This window comes from Vibrio sp. 1580, assembly GCF_033340055.1.
Map to the genome: position 1 here is coordinate 198,881 of NZ_JAWOVT010000008.1, position 17,126 is coordinate 216,006.

Annotated in this window: 15 protein-coding genes; 8 read left to right on the top strand and 7 right to left on the bottom strand. The window is 47.8% G+C overall.

From position 1 onward, the window contains the following. Positions 1–19: 19 nt before the first annotated feature. The 5 genes from R7093_RS14825 to R7093_RS14845 form a co-directional block, all read right to left on the bottom strand. Entirely contained in the window at positions 20–1,150 is a 1,131-nt protein-coding gene (locus R7093_RS14825) for an enoyl-CoA hydratase/isomerase family protein (RefSeq protein WP_238970452.1), read from the bottom strand. Between the two features lie 10 nt (positions 1,151–1,160). Continuing rightward, positions 1,161–1,937 (bottom strand): enoyl-CoA hydratase, encoded by a 777-nt coding sequence (locus R7093_RS14830; RefSeq protein ID WP_005382662.1) that lies wholly within the window; start codon positions 1,935–1,937, stop codon positions 1,161–1,163. Between the two features lie 49 nt (positions 1,938–1,986). After that, the gene (locus tag R7093_RS14835) at positions 1,987–3,141 is read right to left on the bottom strand and encodes an acyl-CoA dehydrogenase family protein (protein ID WP_005373226.1); all 1,155 of its coding nucleotides are present in this window, start codon (positions 3,139–3,141) and stop codon (positions 1,987–1,989) included. Between the two features lie 95 nt (positions 3,142–3,236). Next, positions 3,237–4,730 (bottom strand): CoA-acylating methylmalonate-semialdehyde dehydrogenase, encoded by a 1,494-nt coding sequence (locus R7093_RS14840; RefSeq protein WP_318146716.1) that lies wholly within the window; start codon positions 4,728–4,730, stop codon positions 3,237–3,239. Positions 4,731–4,800: 70 nt separating this feature from the next. Beyond that, positions 4,801–5,979 carry a thiolase family protein gene (locus R7093_RS14845; protein ID WP_238970454.1) on the bottom strand — a complete coding sequence of 393 codons (1,179 nt, stop codon included), beginning with the start codon at positions 5,977–5,979 and terminating at the stop codon, positions 4,801–4,803. Positions 5,980–6,188: 209 nt separating this feature from the next. On the opposite strand from R7093_RS14845, the gene R7093_RS14850 reads away from it, so the two are divergent. The 7 genes from R7093_RS14850 to R7093_RS14880 all read left to right on the top strand — a co-directional run bounded on the left by R7093_RS14850 (position 6,189) and on the right by R7093_RS14880 (position 13,817). Further along, the gene (locus tag R7093_RS14850) at positions 6,189–6,575 is read left to right on the top strand and encodes a MerR family transcriptional regulator (RefSeq protein ID WP_005373242.1); all 387 of its coding nucleotides are present in this window, start codon (positions 6,189–6,191) and stop codon (positions 6,573–6,575) included. 45 nt (positions 6,576–6,620) lie between these two features. Then, positions 6,621–7,790, top strand: coding sequence for an isovaleryl-CoA dehydrogenase (locus R7093_RS14855; protein ID WP_025767892.1), 1,170 nt, complete (start codon positions 6,621–6,623; stop codon positions 7,788–7,790). A gap of 114 nt (positions 7,791–7,904) precedes the next feature. Beyond that, a complete protein-coding gene (locus R7093_RS14860) occupies positions 7,905–9,512 on the top strand; it encodes a carboxyl transferase domain-containing protein (protein ID WP_238970455.1) in 1,608 nt (535 codons plus the stop codon). Positions 9,513–9,616: 104 nt separating this feature from the next. Continuing rightward, entirely contained in the window at positions 9,617–10,399 is a 783-nt protein-coding gene (locus R7093_RS14865) for an enoyl-CoA hydratase-related protein (protein ID WP_005373249.1), read from the top strand. After that, positions 10,392–12,440: an acetyl/propionyl/methylcrotonyl-CoA carboxylase subunit alpha gene (locus R7093_RS14870; RefSeq protein WP_318146717.1), complete on the top strand. Its 2,049-nt coding sequence runs from the start codon at positions 10,392–10,394 to the stop codon at positions 12,438–12,440. Before R7093_RS14865 ends, R7093_RS14870 begins: the two co-directional genes overlap by 8 nt. Next, the gene (locus R7093_RS14875; RefSeq protein WP_062731026.1) at positions 12,421–13,323 is read left to right on the top strand and encodes a hydroxymethylglutaryl-CoA lyase; all 903 of its coding nucleotides are present in this window, start codon (positions 12,421–12,423) and stop codon (positions 13,321–13,323) included. Before R7093_RS14870 ends, R7093_RS14875 begins: the two co-directional genes overlap by 20 nt. A gap of 173 nt (positions 13,324–13,496) precedes the next feature. Beyond that, positions 13,497–13,817 carry a DUF1840 domain-containing protein gene (locus tag R7093_RS14880; RefSeq protein WP_005373256.1) on the top strand — a complete coding sequence of 107 codons (321 nt, stop codon included), beginning with the start codon at positions 13,497–13,499 and terminating at the stop codon, positions 13,815–13,817. 98 nt (positions 13,818–13,915) lie between these two features. Here R7093_RS14880 and R7093_RS14885 read toward each other — a convergent pair whose 3' ends face one another. Beyond that, entirely contained in the window at positions 13,916–14,782 is an 867-nt protein-coding gene (locus R7093_RS14885) for a mechanosensitive ion channel family protein (RefSeq protein ID WP_318146718.1), read from the bottom strand. 338 nt (positions 14,783–15,120) lie between these two features. Between R7093_RS14885 and R7093_RS14890 the strand changes: the two genes are divergently transcribed. After that, positions 15,121–15,669 (top strand): sugar O-acetyltransferase, encoded by a 549-nt coding sequence (locus tag R7093_RS14890; protein WP_250654674.1) that lies wholly within the window; start codon positions 15,121–15,123, stop codon positions 15,667–15,669. Positions 15,670–15,678: 9 nt separating this feature from the next. On the opposite strand, the gene R7093_RS14895 is transcribed toward R7093_RS14890, so the two are convergent. Further along, complete coding sequence (locus R7093_RS14895; RefSeq protein WP_318146724.1) at positions 15,679–17,112, bottom strand: PLP-dependent aminotransferase family protein; 1,434 nt, start codon at positions 17,110–17,112, stop codon at positions 15,679–15,681. Positions 17,113–17,126: the final 14 nt, after the last annotated feature.

The following is a 17,126-nucleotide window of genomic DNA, read 5'->3' on the forward strand; positions in this document are numbered from 1 at the left end:
ATCGTATTTCTTCCTTGTACTAAAGTGCCGCTATAGCTACCGACGATGCGGTCAGTGGGTATTCTGCTGAGTCAATTGGCGAGAAGAAGCGCTCCAAAACTTGTGGCGTTACGTCAGAAACCGTGCGATGTTGCCAAGTCGGTTGATTGGTTTTATCAATAATCAGCGCACGAACCCCTTCTCTAAAATCACCTTCTAAGCCACAACGTAGTGTTAGGTTAAATTCCATATCAAAACACGCTTTCAAAGAGAGGTTTTGATACTGCGTTAACTGCTGATAAGTGATACTGAGCGACAACGGACTGCCATAGTTCAGTGACTTCTGCGCATTGACGAACCACTTGTTATCAACGTTAGCACGGCTGATTGCATCAACAATTGACGCTAAGTCACCCGAACATAACTGCTCAATCAATTCCGCATAGGGCATCAACATCCCTTCGGTTGGCTCGTCCACGTGTACCGAACGCAGCGTAGTGGCGATTTTTTCGTTGATGTTCGCTTCACCTTTCCAACTTACCGATGCAAGCAGCTCCAGCAGCACTTGCTTGTTTTCTGGCTGTGCAATCCATTGGCTTAACCCCAACGCTTTCATATCTGTTGCGTTAATTTGGCAAGCAGTCAAACTTAAGAACAGTGCCAAATGTTTTGGCAACTGGTTCAGGAAGTACGTCGCGCCTACATCTGGGTAAAGGCCAATTTTAATCTCTGGCATTGCAAAGCGTGTGGTGGTTTCTGCTACGCGATGGCTGGCACCCATAAACAGGCCAACTCCCCCGCCCATCAAATAACCATGTCCCCACGCGATGATCGGTTTTGGATAAGTATGAATAAGATGGTCACAGCGATATTCGAGGTCAAAGAAGGTTTCCATCGCTGAAAACGCAGAATCAAAGTCTTGCTCTTTGTTTTCAAGTGCACGGTAGATCGCTTGAATATCGCCACCAGCACAAAACGCTTTTTCACCTTGAGCATGCAAGAATACCGCGACGACGCTGTCGTCCGTTTGCCATTCACTAAGCTGTTTGTACAACTTCTCAATCATCACGTAACTCAACGCGTTGAGAGCAGCTGGATTATCCAGCTCCAGCACACCAATAACAGAGCCATCAGCGCACTCAAGTTTTGAAACATTTACTGTACCTGTCATTTGGCCTCCGCTAGCTGTTTGTCCATTGTGGCTTGCGCTTTTGCAAAAACGCATTCACACCCTCAGTCTGATCTTGTGTATTGAACAGCTGTAAAAACAGTTCACGCTCCAAAACCAATCCAGCTGCATGAGTTTGGCTGCGTCGACCTTGAATTAGCGTTTTGCACGCAGACACAGATTTCGGTGATTGACCTGCAACACGCTGTGCTAGCTCCATAGCCGCTTCGAGTGCTTGACCTTTCGCCACCACCTCTTCGACTAACCCAATTTTTTCCGCTCGCTCGGCCGTCACTCGTTCGCCACATAGAATCATACGCTTCGCCCAACCTTCACCTACCAACGCGGTCAGGTTTTGTGTCCCACCCGCACACGGCAACAAACCTACCGATGCTTCAGGAAGTGCCATTTGTACTTGTTCTTCTGCGATACGAATGTCACACGCCATCGCCACTTCCAGACCGCCGCCCATCGCATAGCCATTAATCGCTGCGATAGAAACCCCATCGAATGCAGAAAGCGCTTCAAACGCTTCACCAAATGCGAACGCCATGTCTGCTGCTTGTGATTTATCGCCGGATGCAAAGTTATTAAGATCTGCTCCAGCAGAGAAGAACTTCTCGCCTTCGCCTGTTAAAACCAACGCATAAATAGAGCGATCATTGCTAAGTTCAATCGCCAACTCTTTTAGCTGATTCAAAGACTCAAGTGTCCAAGTGTTCGCTGGCGGATTACTAATCGTGAGCTTGGCAATATGCGCTTCGCGCTCTAATTTGATTTGTGCCGTCATAATCTTTCAGTCCTTTTTAATTTCTTTAGGTAAGGCTGTGTCTCGCTGACTAAAGCAGCTCAACGCCTTCCGTTAGTAATCGTCTTGCGACGATCAGACGCATGATTTCGTTGGTACCTTCAAGGATTTGGTGAACACGAACGTCTCGGAAATGGCGCTCGACTGGATATTCTTTGATGTAGCCATAGCCACCGTGAATTTGCAGCGCCTGATCGCAGACTTTAAAGCCCACATCAGTAGCAAAGCGTTTTGCCATGGCACAGTACGCACTTTTTTCTGCGTGCTGGGCATCGAGTTTAGCGGCAGCGAGTCGCACCATTTGACGCGCAGCGACCAGCTCAGTCGCCATATCAGCAAGCTTGAACTGCAACGCTTGAAATTGCGCCAGTGAACGGCCGAACTGTTTGCGTTCGTTCATATATTGCTTGGCTTCGTTCAGTGCTTGTTGCGCAGTACCGACGGAACAAGTAGCGATATTGATTCGACCACCATCAAGGCCAAGCATGGCGAACTTAAAGCCTTCTCCCTCTTCACCCAACAGATAGTCAGCCGGAATGCGGACATTTTCGAAGGTAATCATGCGAGTTGGCTGGCAGTTCCAACCCATTTTGGCTTCTTTTTTACCGTAGCTAATGCCTTCGCAATCAGCAGGAACAACGAATGCAGAAACGCCACCCGCTCCTTCACCACACGAACGCGCCATCACGACCAATACATCTGTATCACCGGCACCCGAGATAAACACTTTTGCGCCATTGAGGACAAACTCATCGCCATCACGCACTGCGCTAGTCGTTAGAGAAGCGGCGTCAGAGCCGGCATTAGGTTCGGTTAAACAGTAGGAAGCGAGCTTTTCACCCGAAATTAGATCCGCGCTAAATTGCTGCGCCACTTCGGCTTTGGCAAAGCTGGTGATCATCCACGTCGCCATGTTGTGAATGGTCATAAACGCAGTAGTCGCGGTACAACCCATAGCCAACTGCTCGAAAATGATCGCCGCATCCAAACGAGACAATCCCAAGCCACCATGCTCTGGCGGCGTATAGATGCTCAGAAAACCAAGTTCACCTGCTTGACGCAGTACGTCTTTAGGGAAATGATGGTTTTCATCCCACTCGGCCGCATGAGGCGCTAACATTTGGTCTGCAAACTGCTTTGCTACTTCGGCAAACGCGAGTTGATCTTCGTTTAATTCAAAATCCATCTTGAAGTCCTAAGGTCTAATTCGTTGCATTTGTATCCGAGCCAAGCCCTCTAAAAGGATGAAGGGCTTGGCTAGAGGTGTCGCTAATCCAGTAATTAGCTAAGTTGAATAGTCATGTTTGGACCGCTTGGAATGTCATCTTCAAACCAACGCGCGGTGACAGTTTTCGTCTCGGTGTAGAAGCGAACCGCTTGTTTACCGTAAGCATGCAGGTCGCCGTAGAAGCTGCCTTTCCACCCAGTAAACGAAAAGAACGGCAATGGCACCGGAATCGGTACGTTGATTCCTACGTTACCTACTTCGATATTGTGTTGATACTTTCTCGCGGCAGCGCCGTTCGCCGTGAAAATAGACGTACCATTACCAAAGCGGTTTGCATTGATCAGTTCAATCGCTTCATCTAGGTCATCCACTTTCATAGTTAACAGTACAGGCCCGAAAATTTCTTCCTGATAAATCGACATGTCTGTGGTCACGTTGGTAAACAGTGTTGGCCCCACCCAGTTACCGTTCGGGAAGCCAGGTACTTGGCAGTCTGTCCCGTCCAGAACACAATTCGCGCCTGACGCTTTGCCTTCATTAATCAGATCCACCACTCGCTGCTTCGCTTGAGGGCTAATCAGTGGACCATAACCGGCGGTTTCATCATCCCACGCGCCAGGCTGAACCTGAGCTAACGCCTCTTTAAGCTCTGGAATCCATTCTTTGGTTTCGCCGACAAATACGGCAACCGAAATCGCCATACAGCGTTGGCCTGCAGCACCAACTGACGCGCCAACTAGGTTATTGATGACTTGCTGTTTGTTTGCATCCGGCATGATGACCATGTGGTTCTTAGCACCTGCAAATGACTGCACGCGTTTCAGGTTGTCTGTACCTGTTTTGTAGATGTACTCACCAACGGGCACAGAGCCAACAAAAGAGATCGCACGAACAACTGGATCAGTCAGAATGCGGTCGACTTGCTCTTTGGTCCCGTGAACAACTTGCAATACGCCTTTTGGTGCGCCAGCTTGTTCAAACAGCTCCGCCAGTTTCATTGCCGTTAGTGGCACTTGCTCTGACGGCTTCAAAATAAAGGTGTTGCCACAAGCGATCGCCATCGGGAACATCCACAATGGGATCATCGCAGGGAAGTTAAACGGTGTGATGCCAGCACAAACACCGAGCGGTTGAATGTAAGAGTAACCATCAATATTGGTTGCGACATTCTCAACCGTTTCGCCCATCATTGAGCTACAAATGTTCGCCGCTTGTTCTACGACTTCAATCCCACGCCAAATGTCACCTTTTGCATCCGCGAGGGTTTTGCCTGTCTCACTTGAAAGCAGTATCGCCAACTCATCGTGTTGCTCTTTTAGCAAATGTTGGTAACGCAACATCAATCTAGCACGCTCCGGCGCTGCAACTTCTTTCCAGCGTTTGAACGTTTCTGTTGCGCTGGCAATCGCCGCATTCATTTCCGATTCCGTGGCACAAGGTACTTGTGCAATCACTTCGTTGGTTGCCGGGTTGGTTACATCTAGCCATTGTTTTGAATCGGAGATGGCAAATTCACCACCGATATACTGCTTTACTTGTTCTGTCATGATGACATCCTTGTATTTTTCAGCTTGTTACTGACTACTGTTATGTAAGTGAAACTTTGTTGAGAGTGATTTAGCAGATTTCAATCGCGATAGCGGTAGCTTCGCCGCCGCCAATACAAAGCGATGCAACGCCACGCTTACCACCAGTTTGTTTTAGCGCATGAATCAAAGTGACAAGGATTCGATTGCCACTTGCGCCTATTGGGTGCCCCAGCGCACAAGCCCCTCCACGAGGGTTCACTTTGCTCTCGTCCAGTTCGAGAGCTTTCACCGCGTATTGAGTCACGACAGCAAAAGCTTCATTGATTTCCCAAAGGTCCACGTCTGATTTGTCCCAGCCCGTTTTTTCCAGCAGCGATTCAATCGCGAAGACTGGTGCGATGGTGAACTCATCAGGCTGTCTTGCATGCGTGCTGTACGCGACAATTTTGGCTAGAGGCTGAAGGTTTTCCTGACGACCAAACTCACTATCGACTAAGATCATTGCCGACGCACCATCCGAAATGGAACTAGAGTTTGCTGCGGTTACGCCGCCATCTTTGGCAAACGCAGGGCGTAAGGTAGGAATTTTAGTGACGTCGAGTTTGCTCGGTTGCTCATCATCTACAACCAAGGTTTCGCCGCGTCGACTTTTTATGTTAACAGGCACGATCTCTTCTTTGAACAAACCTTGTTCGATTGCTTGCTGCGCACGAGTCAACGACTGTTGCGCCCAGGCATCCATACTTTCACGGCTGAACTGATACTTTTGCGCCGTCTGTTCTGCAAAGACACCCATCAGCTCGCCTTGGTAGGCATCCTGCAACCCGTCATAAAACATGTGATCAAGCACTTGCTCGTGACCTAAACGGAAACCATCACGCGCTTTCTTTAATAGATAAGGAGAAGACGACATGTTTTCCATGCCACCAGCGATGACAGCATGCGCATTACCAGATTGAATAAGGTCATATGCCAGCATCACGGTTTTCATACCCGATCCACAAACTTTGTTCAGTGTCGTACAACCAATCGATTGTGGCATTTCAGCTTTAAGGCTTGCTTGTCTTGCAGGGGCTTGCCCCACACCGGCGGGTAAAACGCACCCCATCAACACTTCGTCTATTTTGTGCACATCGAGTTGGCTTTCGGCTAGCGCCCCTTGAATGGCTTTCGCACCGAGTTCCGTGACATCTGTTGAAGCTAATGCACCTTGAAAAGAGCCGATAGGCGTTCGCTTAGCGGCAACAATCCATGTTTCATTTTTCATTCCATTAACCTTTTATTGACGTTTACGTCATAACTATACTAACATTTACGTTAACGTCAAGTTTGAGGTTATTGTTTGTTCGAGTGATTCTTTGATTTCGAGTAAATGCGAGTGATATCAAGGCTCAAGAGTGGATGTTGTTTGTTTACTTTAACGTTAACGAATTGTATATTCATGTAAATGTTATACGAAAGTCGTAAGGTTAAGGAATGAACACATTTAAGATCAGCGAGCTCGCGAAAGAGTTCGACATTACAACTCGAAGCATTCGCTTCTACGAAGATTTAGGTCTCCTAACTCCGGAACGTAAAGGCAACACACGAATCTACAATGGTCGCGATCGAATTCGACTAAAACTGATTTTGCGAGGTAAGCGATTGGGCTTTTCTCTTGCAGATATCAAAGAGTTATTTGAACTCTACGATACCGATCAAAGTACTGAGCAGTTGAACTATATGATTCGGTTGATCGAAGAGAAGAAGGCAGCATTGCAACAGCAAGCAAACGACATTCAAGCGGTAATGATGGAGTTAAATGCTGCGCAGTTGCGATGCCAAAACACACTGAGATCCATGAAAGGCGAAAAAGTCACCTAACACCTCAACTCTGGGATGTAGGTGACGTAAAGGCAAGGACACGCAATGAAATCTACCTACTCTTCCCTGAACTTTGTTTATGACGAAAATACCGATTTGCTTCGCGAGCAAATCAATAGTTTTGCTGCAAGAGAAATTGCGCCGCTAGCGCAATCTATCGACCAAACTAACGACTTTCCAAACCATCTTTGGTCCAAATTAGGTGACATGGGTCTTTTAGGTGTGACCACCAGCGAAGAGTTTGGTGGTGCAGGCATGGGCTATCTCGCCCACGTTATCGCTATGGAAGAAATCAGCCGAGCATCCGCTTCGGTTGCGTTAAGTTACGGCGCTCACTCCAACCTTTGCGTCAACCAAATCCACCGTAACGGCACACAAGCGCAAAAAGAGAAATACCTACCTAAGCTCATCTCCGGTGAACATATCGGCGCCCTTGCTATGAGTGAACCCGGCGCCGGCTCTGATGTGGTCTCTATGCAGCTTAAAGCCGAACGTAAAGGCGATATTTTCCTGCTAAACGGCAACAAAATGTGGATCACAAACGGCCCTGATGCACACACCTATGTTGTCTACGCAAAAACCGACCCAAGCCAGCACTCCAAAGGCATCACGGCGTTTATTGTGGAACGCGGATTCCCTGGATTTACTCAAGCACAAAAACTCGACAAGTTGGGTATGCGCGGCTCGAATACGTGTGAGCTGGTCTTCCAAAACTGCGAAGTCCCTACGGAGAATATTCTCGGCGAAGAAAACCAAGGCGTGAAAGTATTGATGAGCGGCCTCGACTACGAACGTGTGGTGCTTGCAGGCGGCCCACTTGGCATCATGCAGGCGTGTATGGATATCGTTGTGCCTTACATTCACGACCGTAAACAGTTCGGTAAATCCATCGGTGAATTCCAGCTAGTTCAAGCAAAAATCGCGGATATGTACACACAAATGAATGCCGCTAAAGCGTATGTTTACGCCGTCGCTGCCGCTTGTGATCGTGGTGAAACCACACGTAAAGATTCTGCTGGCGCGATCCTCTACAGCGCAGAGCTGGCAACCAAGATGGCACTGGATGCGATTCAACTACTTGGCGGTAACGGCTACATCAACGAGTTTGATACGGGCCGTTTGTTGCGAGATGCCAAGCTGTATGAAATCGGTGCGGGCACTTCAGAAATTCGCCGCATGCTTATTGGTCGCGAATTGTTTAACGAAAGCGCCTAATCAACATACCTAGGCGTTCTGAATCTAAATAAATTCCTTATTCAACCTAAATCTTATTCAACATAGATAAAGGCGGGTGGTGTCACCCGTCTACCGAATGGAGATCGGCTATTTATGGCTTGTTTGACGACCAATATTAATACCCACTCAGAGCAGTATCAGGAAAACTACCGCTCTATGGCGTCACTTGTAGATCAACTTTATACCGTGACTGCCCAAATAGAAGATGGTGGCGGTGAGAAAGCCCGCGAGCATCAGCAGAAGAAAGGCAAACTTCCGGTACGTGAGCGCATTCTTGCCCTACTCGACCCTGGTTCGTCCTTTCTAGAAATTGGTCAATTTGCTGGCTGGGATGTGTATCCAGATTACGTTCCATGTGCTGGAGTGGTTGCCGGTGTGGGTGTAATTGACGGCAATGAGTGCATGATCGTCGCGAACGACGTGACGGTAAAAGGCGGCAGTTACTACCCACTCACCGTGAAAAAGCACTTAAGAGCACAAGAAATTGCAGAAAAATGCCAACTGCCGTGTGTTTACTTAGTCGACTCTGGCGGCGCTAACCTACCCCGCCAAGATGAGGTATTCCCAGATAAAGACCATTTTGGCCGTATTTTCTACAACCAAGCCCGTATGTCGGCCAAAGGCATTCCACAAATTGCGGTGGTCATGGGGCTATGTACCGCTGGCGGCGCTTATGTTCCTGCGATGTGTGATGTTTCCATCATAGTCAAAGAACAAGGTACGATTTTCTTGGCAGGTCCACCTCTTGTAAAAGCAGCGACAGGTGAAGAAGTCAGCGCGGAAGATCTTGGTGGCGCAGACGTTCACTGTCGCACCTCTGGTGTGGCGGACTATTACGCAGAAAATGATCACCACGCGTTAGAGTTGGCAAGACAAGCGGTTTCACAAATCAACCACTTGAAACCCGTTCAACTCAAGCAAAAAGCACCTCAGGAACCACGTTTTCCTGCCCAAGAGCTGTACGGCATCGTCGGAACCGATCTTAAAAAGCCGTTTGATGTTAAAGAGGTCATTGCCCGAATTGTTGATGATTCCCAGCTCGATGAATTTAAAGCCTTGTTCGGCGAAACCTTGGTCTGTGGCTTTGCCCATATTCACGGTATGCCGATTGGCATTGTCGCTAACAACGGCATTCTATTTTCGGAATCAGCACAAAAAGGCGCGCATTTTATTGAGCTGTGCGCACAACGCAAAATTCCTCTGCTCTTCTTGCAGAACATCACGGGCTTTATGGTCGGTCAGAAGTACGAAGCCGAAGGCATCGCCAAACATGGTGCGAAAATGGTAACTGCTGTTGCGTGTGCAGACGTGCCGAAGTTTACCGTGGTTATTGGTGGATCGTATGGCGCAGGAAACTACGGCATGTGTGGCCGCGCTTATGATCCAACCATGATGTGGATGTGGCCAAACGCGCGCATCTCCGTCATGGGTGGAGAGCAAGCGGCTGGCGTGATGGCGCAAGTGACCCGCGATATCAAAACTCGCAAAGGTGAAAGCTGGAGCGTAGAGGAAGAAGAAGCGTTCAAACGTCCAATTGCGGAGCAATATCAGACTCAAAGCCATGCATACTACGCCAGTGCACGCCTGTGGGACGACGGCATTATTGACCCTGCGAAAACCCGTGATGTTGTCGGCATTGCTCTGTCTGCTGCGCTTAATGCGCCAATACCAGACAGTAAATTTGGCATCTTCCGCATGTAGCCGGATGCAAGGCAAACCTTAACTCCTCGCGAATACCGATGTTTAAAAAGTAATGGTTAGCGAGCATTGAAATACAGACTGAAATGTCAGACAAAGGAAGTCACATGACCGGACTACTGCTTGAAAAAGACAGCAATGGCGTTGCTTGGTTGAGCCTCAATCGACCAGAGAAACACAACGCGTTTAATGATGAATTAATTGCTTCACTTATCGACACCTTGGAAAAACTTGAGAGAGACAACTCTCTACGTGCATTGGTACTAACGGCGCAAGGTAAACACTTTTCTGCGGGTGCGGATCTTGGCTGGATGCAGTCAATGGCCACCAAAACCGAGGGGGAAAATCTGCAAGATGCACAGCAGTTAGCGTTGCTCTTGCACAAACTGGATACCTTTAGCAAACCAACCATTGCTATGGTGCATGGCGCTGCATTTGGCGGCGCACTTGGGCTTATCTGCTGCTGCGATATCGCTATCGGTACACCTGAAAGCCGCTTCTGTTTGAGTGAAGTGAAACTCGGTTTGTTACCCGCGACAATCGGACCCTACGTCATTCGAGCGATTGGACAACGACAAAGCCGACGCTACTTTTTAACCGCGGAACTGATTGATGCCGAAACCGCACTATCGATGAGTATTCTTCATCAGATAGACTCTCAACCACGTGAAGCCGTCAATCGCACCATTGATCACCTGCTTAACAACGGTCCACAAGCCATGCAGGCAGCAAAAACGCTCTGCTTACGTTGTGACAATCAACCTATCGAGCATTCATTAATTGAATACACCAGCCAAGCTATTGCAACCGCCCGCGTGTCCGAAGAAGGACAAGAAGGACTGAGTGCATTTTTTGAAAAGCGCGCCGCCAATTGGAGGAATCATGTTTAAAAGAATACTGATCGCAAACCGCGGTGAAATTGCCTGCCGAATCATTAAAACCGCAAAAAGCATGGCTATAGAGACGGTTGCCGTCTATTCCGAAGCGGATCGCAGCAGCTTACATGTTAAACAAGCGGATTTCGCTGAATTCATTGGCCCCGCTCCTGCGAGTGAATCGTATCTCGATATCGATGCAATTATCGGCGCTGCGAAAAAATGGCAAGCCGATGCTATCCACCCTGGGTATGGTTTTCTTTCCGAGAACCCTAAACTGGCGAAAGCGTGCAGCGAAAATGGCATTGTTTTTATTGGCCCTCCCACCAGCGCAATTGAAGCAATGGGTTCGAAGTCGCAAGCCAAAGCCATCATGTCTGAGGCGAACGTGCCCTTGGTTCCCGGCTATCACGGCACAGACAACAGCGTAGAGCACTTATTAGCGGAAGCTGAAAAAATCGGTTACCCAGTGATGCTTAAAGCAACACAAGGTGGCGGCGGCAAAGGCATGCGAGTGGTCAACAGCGCAGCCGAAATGCCGCTGGCTATCGACGGAGCGCAGCGTGAAGCACTTTCAAGCTTTGGCGATAAGCAGCTTCTAATCGAAAAATGCATATTGCAGCCTCGCCACGTGGAAGTTCAGGTATTCGCAGACCAGCGTGGCAACTGTGTCTATCTTTCTGATCGCGATTGTTCCATTCAGCGTCGTCACCAAAAAGTAGTCGAAGAAGCACCAGCTCCCGGTCTTAGTGATGAACTGCGTAAACAAATGGGTGAAGCTGCGGTTCAGGCCGCTCAAGCGATCGACTATGTTGGCGCTGGCACGGTGGAGTTCTTACTCGATAGCCGAGGTCAATTCTACTTCATGGAGATGAATACCCGTCTGCAAGTTGAACACCCTGTCACTGAATTGATCACCGGCGTTGATTTGGTGGAGTGGCAATTCAAAGTCGCAGCTGGCGAGCATTTACCTATTTCGCAATCGGAAATCACCCACAACGGTCATTCAATTGAGCTGCGAATTTACGCAGAAGATACAGACAATGACTTTATGCCGTCGACTGGCCGCATTGATTACTTAAAAGAACCCGTATCAGACAGTAGTGTGCGCCTAGCGTGCGTACGCGTTGATAGTGGTGTTACCCAAGGCGATAGCATCAGCGAATATTACGATCCAATGATCAGCAAGCTGATCGTCTGGGGGCAAACTCGTGATATCGCTCTAAAGCAGATTAAGCAGGCGTTAACTCAATATCACGTACGTGGCGTAACGACAAACATTGGTTATCTGCACAGTATTATTTCGCAGCCAGCCTTTGCCGAGATTGAGCTCGATACAGGTTTCCTCGTAAGACATCAACAAGGCATAAATGAGCAGCAAGACGTCTCGGATTCAATCTGGCTTACATTGGCGGCGGTTGCTCGTTGGAATGATCTCATTTCAAAATCAGACAGCTCAACGTTACCCGCGCCAACCAAACGAGGTTTTAGACTGTCAGTTGACAACGTTTACCGATTTAACTTCACGGATGCCAATGCCAACCATCAGGCACGTTTGCAACAATCATCGCAAGATACAGGATCTCACTTCACTGTCCGATGCGGCGAGGATCTGCATCAGGTCATCCTGCTTGAAAGTGACAACCAGTTTATCGTCGATATTGATAATGTGCGTTACACCTTTAATGCACTTAGCGATGAACAAAGAACAACACTATTTTATCTTGGTCAGCAGCGCACGTTCGCTCATCAACCTAACTTTGACTCTGCAAAAGATGTAGATGATGAACTAAGTCCAACCGCACCACTCAACGGCATAATTTCAGCAGTTATGGTGGCTAAAGGTGACGAAGTGGCGGCGGGCGATCCGCTTTTGGTACTCGAAGCAATGAAAATGGAATACACCATCACGGCTCCGGTAGCAGCAAAAGTCGACGAATTGTTTTATCAGCACGGGGACCAAGTACAGCACGGTTCCATCCTGCTGAATTTGTCTTTGATATCGGATAACGTCAGTGAAGATAAGGAGCGCGAATATGCTACCAGCGAAGGTTAATATCGTCGAAGTCGGCGCTCGTGATGGTCTGCAAAATGAAACGGCAGTGACGCTGGTTGATAAAATCCGTTTGATTAACCAACTAAGCAGCAGTGGCTTAAAGCATATTGAGGCTGGATCTTTCGTCTCTCCAAGGTGGGTGCCTCAAATGGCCGATTCCGATCAGGTGTTTGCTGGTATCTCAAAAAAGCCTGAAGTGGTTTATAGCGCGCTCACACCAAATCTCGCAGGGTTAGAACGTGCGCTGGAAAGCGGTGTAAAGCGAATTGCGGTGTTTGGCTCCGCTTCAGAAACGTTCAGCCAGAAGAACATCAACTGCAGCATTACCGAAAGTCTCGCTCGATTTGAACCCGTTATCGAATTGGCGAACCAGCACAACATTCCTGTACGCGGGTACTTGTCTTGTACCATGGTGTGTCCATATGAGGGAGTAATAAAGCCAGAGCAAACTACCAAGGTCGCCAATACGTTGTTTGATATGGGATGTTATGAGATTTCGCTCGGTGATACTGTCGGTAAAGCAACGCCTAATCGCGTTATCGCCATGCTGGATTCGTTGTTAACGCTACTGCCAAAAGACGCGCTCGCAGTACATTTTCATGACACTTATGGACAAGCATTAGCCAATATCTACCAAGCCTTGTTAATGGGCATCAACACCATTGATAGCGCAGTAGCGGGGCTCGGCGGCTGCCCTTACGCGAAAGGAGCCAGTGGCAATGTTGCAACGGAAGATGTACTTTATCTGTGTGAGCAACTTGGGATTGAAACAGGCGTTGACCTTGGCGTCATCAATGAAGCGGGTTGGCAAATTTGCCGTGCGTTAGGAAAGTCTCCTGCTTCTAGGGTCGCATTAGCTCTGGGCGATCCGTATAGCTTGTAAATCATCAACAACCAATCAGGTAATGTATTTAAACGGGCATGCAGACGTACGTGCCCGTTTTTTATTGTTACTCATAAAAACCTTAACGCTCAACGGTCTTCATCACATTAATTAGTGCCTGATTTCAGCTACAATTTAGTTTCAAAGCGAACATATAAAACAGGATCAGGTAAATGCTCATAACATTTCGTTGTCGAAGCCACTCAAACGTCACAATGTTTGGTGATATTGCATTAGATATGCTCAAAATGATGGGTCACAGCGGCACGGTGCCGGGATCAATTTCCGCTCAAGATGTTCCTGACGCGTTATCAAGATTAACTTCTGCTCTATCTGCGAAAAATGCAGCTGAAGAAAACCTCCCTACTGATGTAGACGAAGAGGAAGAACAAGCAGAGCCCGCGGTAAGCCTAGGACGCAGAGCGTTTCCACTGATTGAGTTGCTAAAATCAGCAATCAAAGAAGAATGCGAAGTCATGTGGGACAACCAATAACGCCTTCAAACTGGTTTCTAGCGAGGTGAATCCGTGTTGTGACCGCCTCGCTATGGTTACTCGACACCAAGATAAGAACACCAATACCGCTTATCGCCCTATCCGTTTCTCTCCCTAGACAACTTGATTTGCCCATCAATGTGCACATCTCGTTGTGGAAACGCGATTTCAATGCCGTGCTTTTCGAAAGCTTCGTAGATTTCAAAACGCATGGCACTTGCGACCGAGCGAATACCGCCCTCAACCGTTGAGTTAATCCAAAAATAAGATTCGAAGATCAAAGCATTGTCACCAAAGTCTTGAAAAAACACATCTGGCGCTGGCGAACTCAGAACTTGCGCTTGCTGCGAAGTCACTTCCGCCATTAAGGCAGCAACCTGTTTGACATCGCTCCCATACGCGACGCCGACGACGACCGAGCCACGAACTAATCTGTCGCATAACGTCCAGTTGATCACCACGTTCTCAATCAACTGACTGTTGGGTATGAGCATATGAACACCATCGGTTCGTCTGATTCTCGTTGAACGTGTATTTATTTGCTCGACAGTGCCTTTGGCGCCCTCAACCTCTAAAAAATCCCCAATTCGGATTGGCTTTTCACCAATCAAAATCCAGCCACTTATGAAGTTGTTAATGATGTTTTGCGCACCAAAACCGAAGCCGATAGCGATGGCACCAGACAGAAAGGCGAACGCGGTAATTGGCACATTGATCATCGAAAGTGTGGTCATAAAAATAATGGCGAGAGCGATGACAAATAATATCCGTTTAACCAAATGAATGACGTTTGGATCTTTCCCCGATGAGGACATTCTTGACGTAACGGTTTTGATTAAAATTTTGGACAACCATAAAGCGACAATCACCCATGTCGGCACCATCAATATCGCCCACAACGTGATAGGTTGTTCGTTAAAGGAAAACAGTGTTGTTTCTAAAAATGAAATGACCCGTTCGAACATAAAGTGCTCACTCTTGATTCATCGTTGCCAGCAAGCCAGAGCGCATAAGTCTTAAATTTTTAGGTCAATCGATAGCGCAAGCGGCTCAATTAAGTTCTTCTTATTAACTATATTGTAATCTACGCAAAACGCTTCGAGTGGTTTCCCGCTTTGGCTTCAACACGATTAAGCCATTTAAGGAGCACGTATTTGTGTACTCAACGAGCCAATCAACCGACTAAACACGCAAGGCAAATCAGTGATAACTTTCTGATTTTTAAGCATCAAATTTTCACTTCGAATCTCCTTCACTTATCATTATGCACCTTATTGCAAATAATATTGATGGAATGATTGTTATGTCAGAACTGACTCGGATGCGCTCTGGAGAAACCTATAATTGTCTGGATGAAGAACTAAAGCTCATGCGCGCCAAAACCGCGCAGCTTGTCTTCCAATTTAACCACGAGCCAAACCCAGATATCCGTAGACAACTATTGGCGGAAATGGGCGTCCAATTAGAAAACAGCGCCTGTATAGAGCCACCGCTTCAACTTACCTACGGTTGCCACTTGTCCATCGGGGAAAACACCTACATCAACTGGGATGCCATTATTCTGGACAATGGACAAGTTGAGATTGGCGCGAACGTCATGATTGGGCCTAGAGTGCAAATTTACACAGCCGCTCATTCACTCGATACACAAAGACGCTTAGCCGGAGATGAGATCGCCAAACCGGTAAAAATCGGCAATAACGTTTGGATTGGTGGGGGCGCTATCATACTGCCAGGCGTGACCATTGGCGACCAGGCCATCGTTGGCGCTGGCTCTGTCGTAACCAAAGACGTTGTGCCGGGCGATCGAGTTGTCGGAAATCCGGCGCGCTCCATTAAACCAAAAAACTGAAGAAAGTCGCTATTTCGCCAAATGGTCGCGAATAATATTGGCAAGCAGAATGAGAGCATGAACGTATTTGTCATTGAGCTCAAAAGAAGCGTTAAGACGAATACAGTGATCGTATTGTTCTGTCAGGCTGAACATCTTTCCCGGTGCGATGCTGATATTACCTTTTAGTGCTTCTCGATATATTGGCAAGGCATCAATATGCTTGGGGAGCTCTAACCAAATAAAGTACCCGCCGCTTTGGCTTAACACGTTGACTGCTTCAGGTAACAGCTCACTGAGCAGACCCGTCATCTTACTTTTGCGTTCAAACAGCTTTTTCCGTAACTGCTTCAAATGCAATTCATAATTGCGGCTTGTTAAATAATGCACCAATGTCATTTGCACTGGTGCACTCGTCGCTAATGTACTCATTAGCTGTAACTTTTGTACCTCTAGCGCCCGCTTTCCCGCCGCAACCCAACCAATACGTAGCCCTGCGATTAATGATTTTGAAAACGAGGAGCACAACATGGTATTACCCGTGTCATCAAACATTCTTAGTGGGTAAACCGAGTCATTCTCGGCATGCAGTTCGCTGTACACATCATCTTCAATTACTGGCACGTTATATCGCTGTGTCAGTTCAATCAGCTTTTGTTTTTTCTCGTTGGAGAGCGTAAAACCCAGAGGATTCTGGAAGTTCGACATCAGCCAGCACGCTTTCACATCGTGTGTTTGCAGCGCTCGTTCCAATGAGTCTAGGTCAATGCCCGTGACTGGGTCTGTTCTTACTGAGAGCGCTTTCAAACCTAACCGCTCTAAGGATTGCAATGCACCATAAAATGCAGGCGACTCCACAACCACCCAATCTCCCGGTCTTGTGCTGGCTTGCAAACTGAGCGTTAACGCCTCCAGCGCGCCTGCCGTAATGACAATTTCATCGGGTGAAATTTCAATGCCTTTCGCAGCATAACGCTTCGCGATGATGGTGCGTAATTGCTCGTTTCCCGGCGGTAAGTTATCAAAGGTGGTGGAAATCGGCATATTGCGAGCGGCTGCGCTCATCGCCCGATTCACGTGATATCGTGGGTACAAACTTGGGTCTGGATAGGCAAAGCCAAAATTGATCATGGATGGATTTTTACTCGCCTGCAGAACATCAAAGATAAACTCATTGATGTCTACCTGCTCAGTCCACGAAACCGCGGCTGGCGCTTGGGGTTCATTTGAGCTCTTAATATTGGGCGCGACTCGATAACCAGATCGCGGCTGTGACGTGACCCAGCCTTGAGATTCCAGAATTTGATACGCGTGCAACACCGTCATCAAGCTCAAACCCGAGTGTTCAGATTGGCGACGCAGCGAAGGCAGCTTGTCACCCGGATGCCATATCCCCGATTTTATCTGCCTTTTAAGCTGTTCCACTAACTCTTGATACTTCGCCAAACGCAAATCCCCTTCCATAAAGCCGAATTCAA

What these genes read in the sequence shown, in the direction of transcription:
- R7093_RS14840 (WP_318146716.1), bottom strand. Translation starts at nt 4,730, where the DNA reads ATGACAGAACAAGTAAAGCAGTATATCGGTGGTGAATTTGCCATCTCC.
- R7093_RS14860 (WP_238970455.1), top strand. Translation starts at nt 7,905, where the DNA reads ATGGCTTGTTTGACGACCAATATTAATACCCACTCAGAGCAGTATCAG.
- R7093_RS14865 (WP_005373249.1), top strand. Translation starts at nt 9,617, where the DNA reads ATGACCGGACTACTGCTTGAAAAAGACAGCAATGGCGTTGCTTGGTTG.
- R7093_RS14880 (WP_005373256.1), top strand. Translation starts at nt 13,497, where the DNA reads ATGCTCATAACATTTCGTTGTCGAAGCCACTCAAACGTCACAATGTTT.
- R7093_RS14825 (WP_238970452.1), bottom strand. Translation starts at nt 1,150, where the DNA reads ATGACAGGTACAGTAAATGTTTCAAAACTTGAGTGCGCTGATGGCTCT.
- R7093_RS14845 (WP_238970454.1), bottom strand. Translation starts at nt 5,979, where the DNA reads ATGAAAAATGAAACATGGATTGTTGCCGCTAAGCGAACGCCTATCGGC.
- R7093_RS14830 (WP_005382662.1), bottom strand. Translation starts at nt 1,937, where the DNA reads ATGACGGCACAAATCAAATTAGAGCGCGAAGCGCATATTGCCAAGCTC.
- R7093_RS14895 (WP_318146724.1), bottom strand. Translation starts at nt 17,112, where the DNA reads ATGGAAGGGGATTTGCGTTTGGCGAAGTATCAAGAGTTAGTGGAACAG.
- R7093_RS14855 (WP_025767892.1), top strand. Translation starts at nt 6,621, where the DNA reads ATGAAATCTACCTACTCTTCCCTGAACTTTGTTTATGACGAAAATACC.
- R7093_RS14890 (WP_250654674.1), top strand. Translation starts at nt 15,121, where the DNA reads ATGTCAGAACTGACTCGGATGCGCTCTGGAGAAACCTATAATTGTCTG.
- R7093_RS14870 (WP_318146717.1), top strand. Translation starts at nt 10,392, where the DNA reads ATGTTTAAAAGAATACTGATCGCAAACCGCGGTGAAATTGCCTGCCGA.
- R7093_RS14875 (WP_062731026.1), top strand. Translation starts at nt 12,421, where the DNA reads ATGCTACCAGCGAAGGTTAATATCGTCGAAGTCGGCGCTCGTGATGGT.
- R7093_RS14835 (WP_005373226.1), bottom strand. Translation starts at nt 3,141, where the DNA reads ATGGATTTTGAATTAAACGAAGATCAACTCGCGTTTGCCGAAGTAGCA.
- R7093_RS14885 (WP_318146718.1), bottom strand. Translation starts at nt 14,782, where the DNA reads ATGTTCGAACGGGTCATTTCATTTTTAGAAACAACACTGTTTTCCTTT.
- R7093_RS14850 (WP_005373242.1), top strand. Translation starts at nt 6,189, where the DNA reads ATGAACACATTTAAGATCAGCGAGCTCGCGAAAGAGTTCGACATTACA.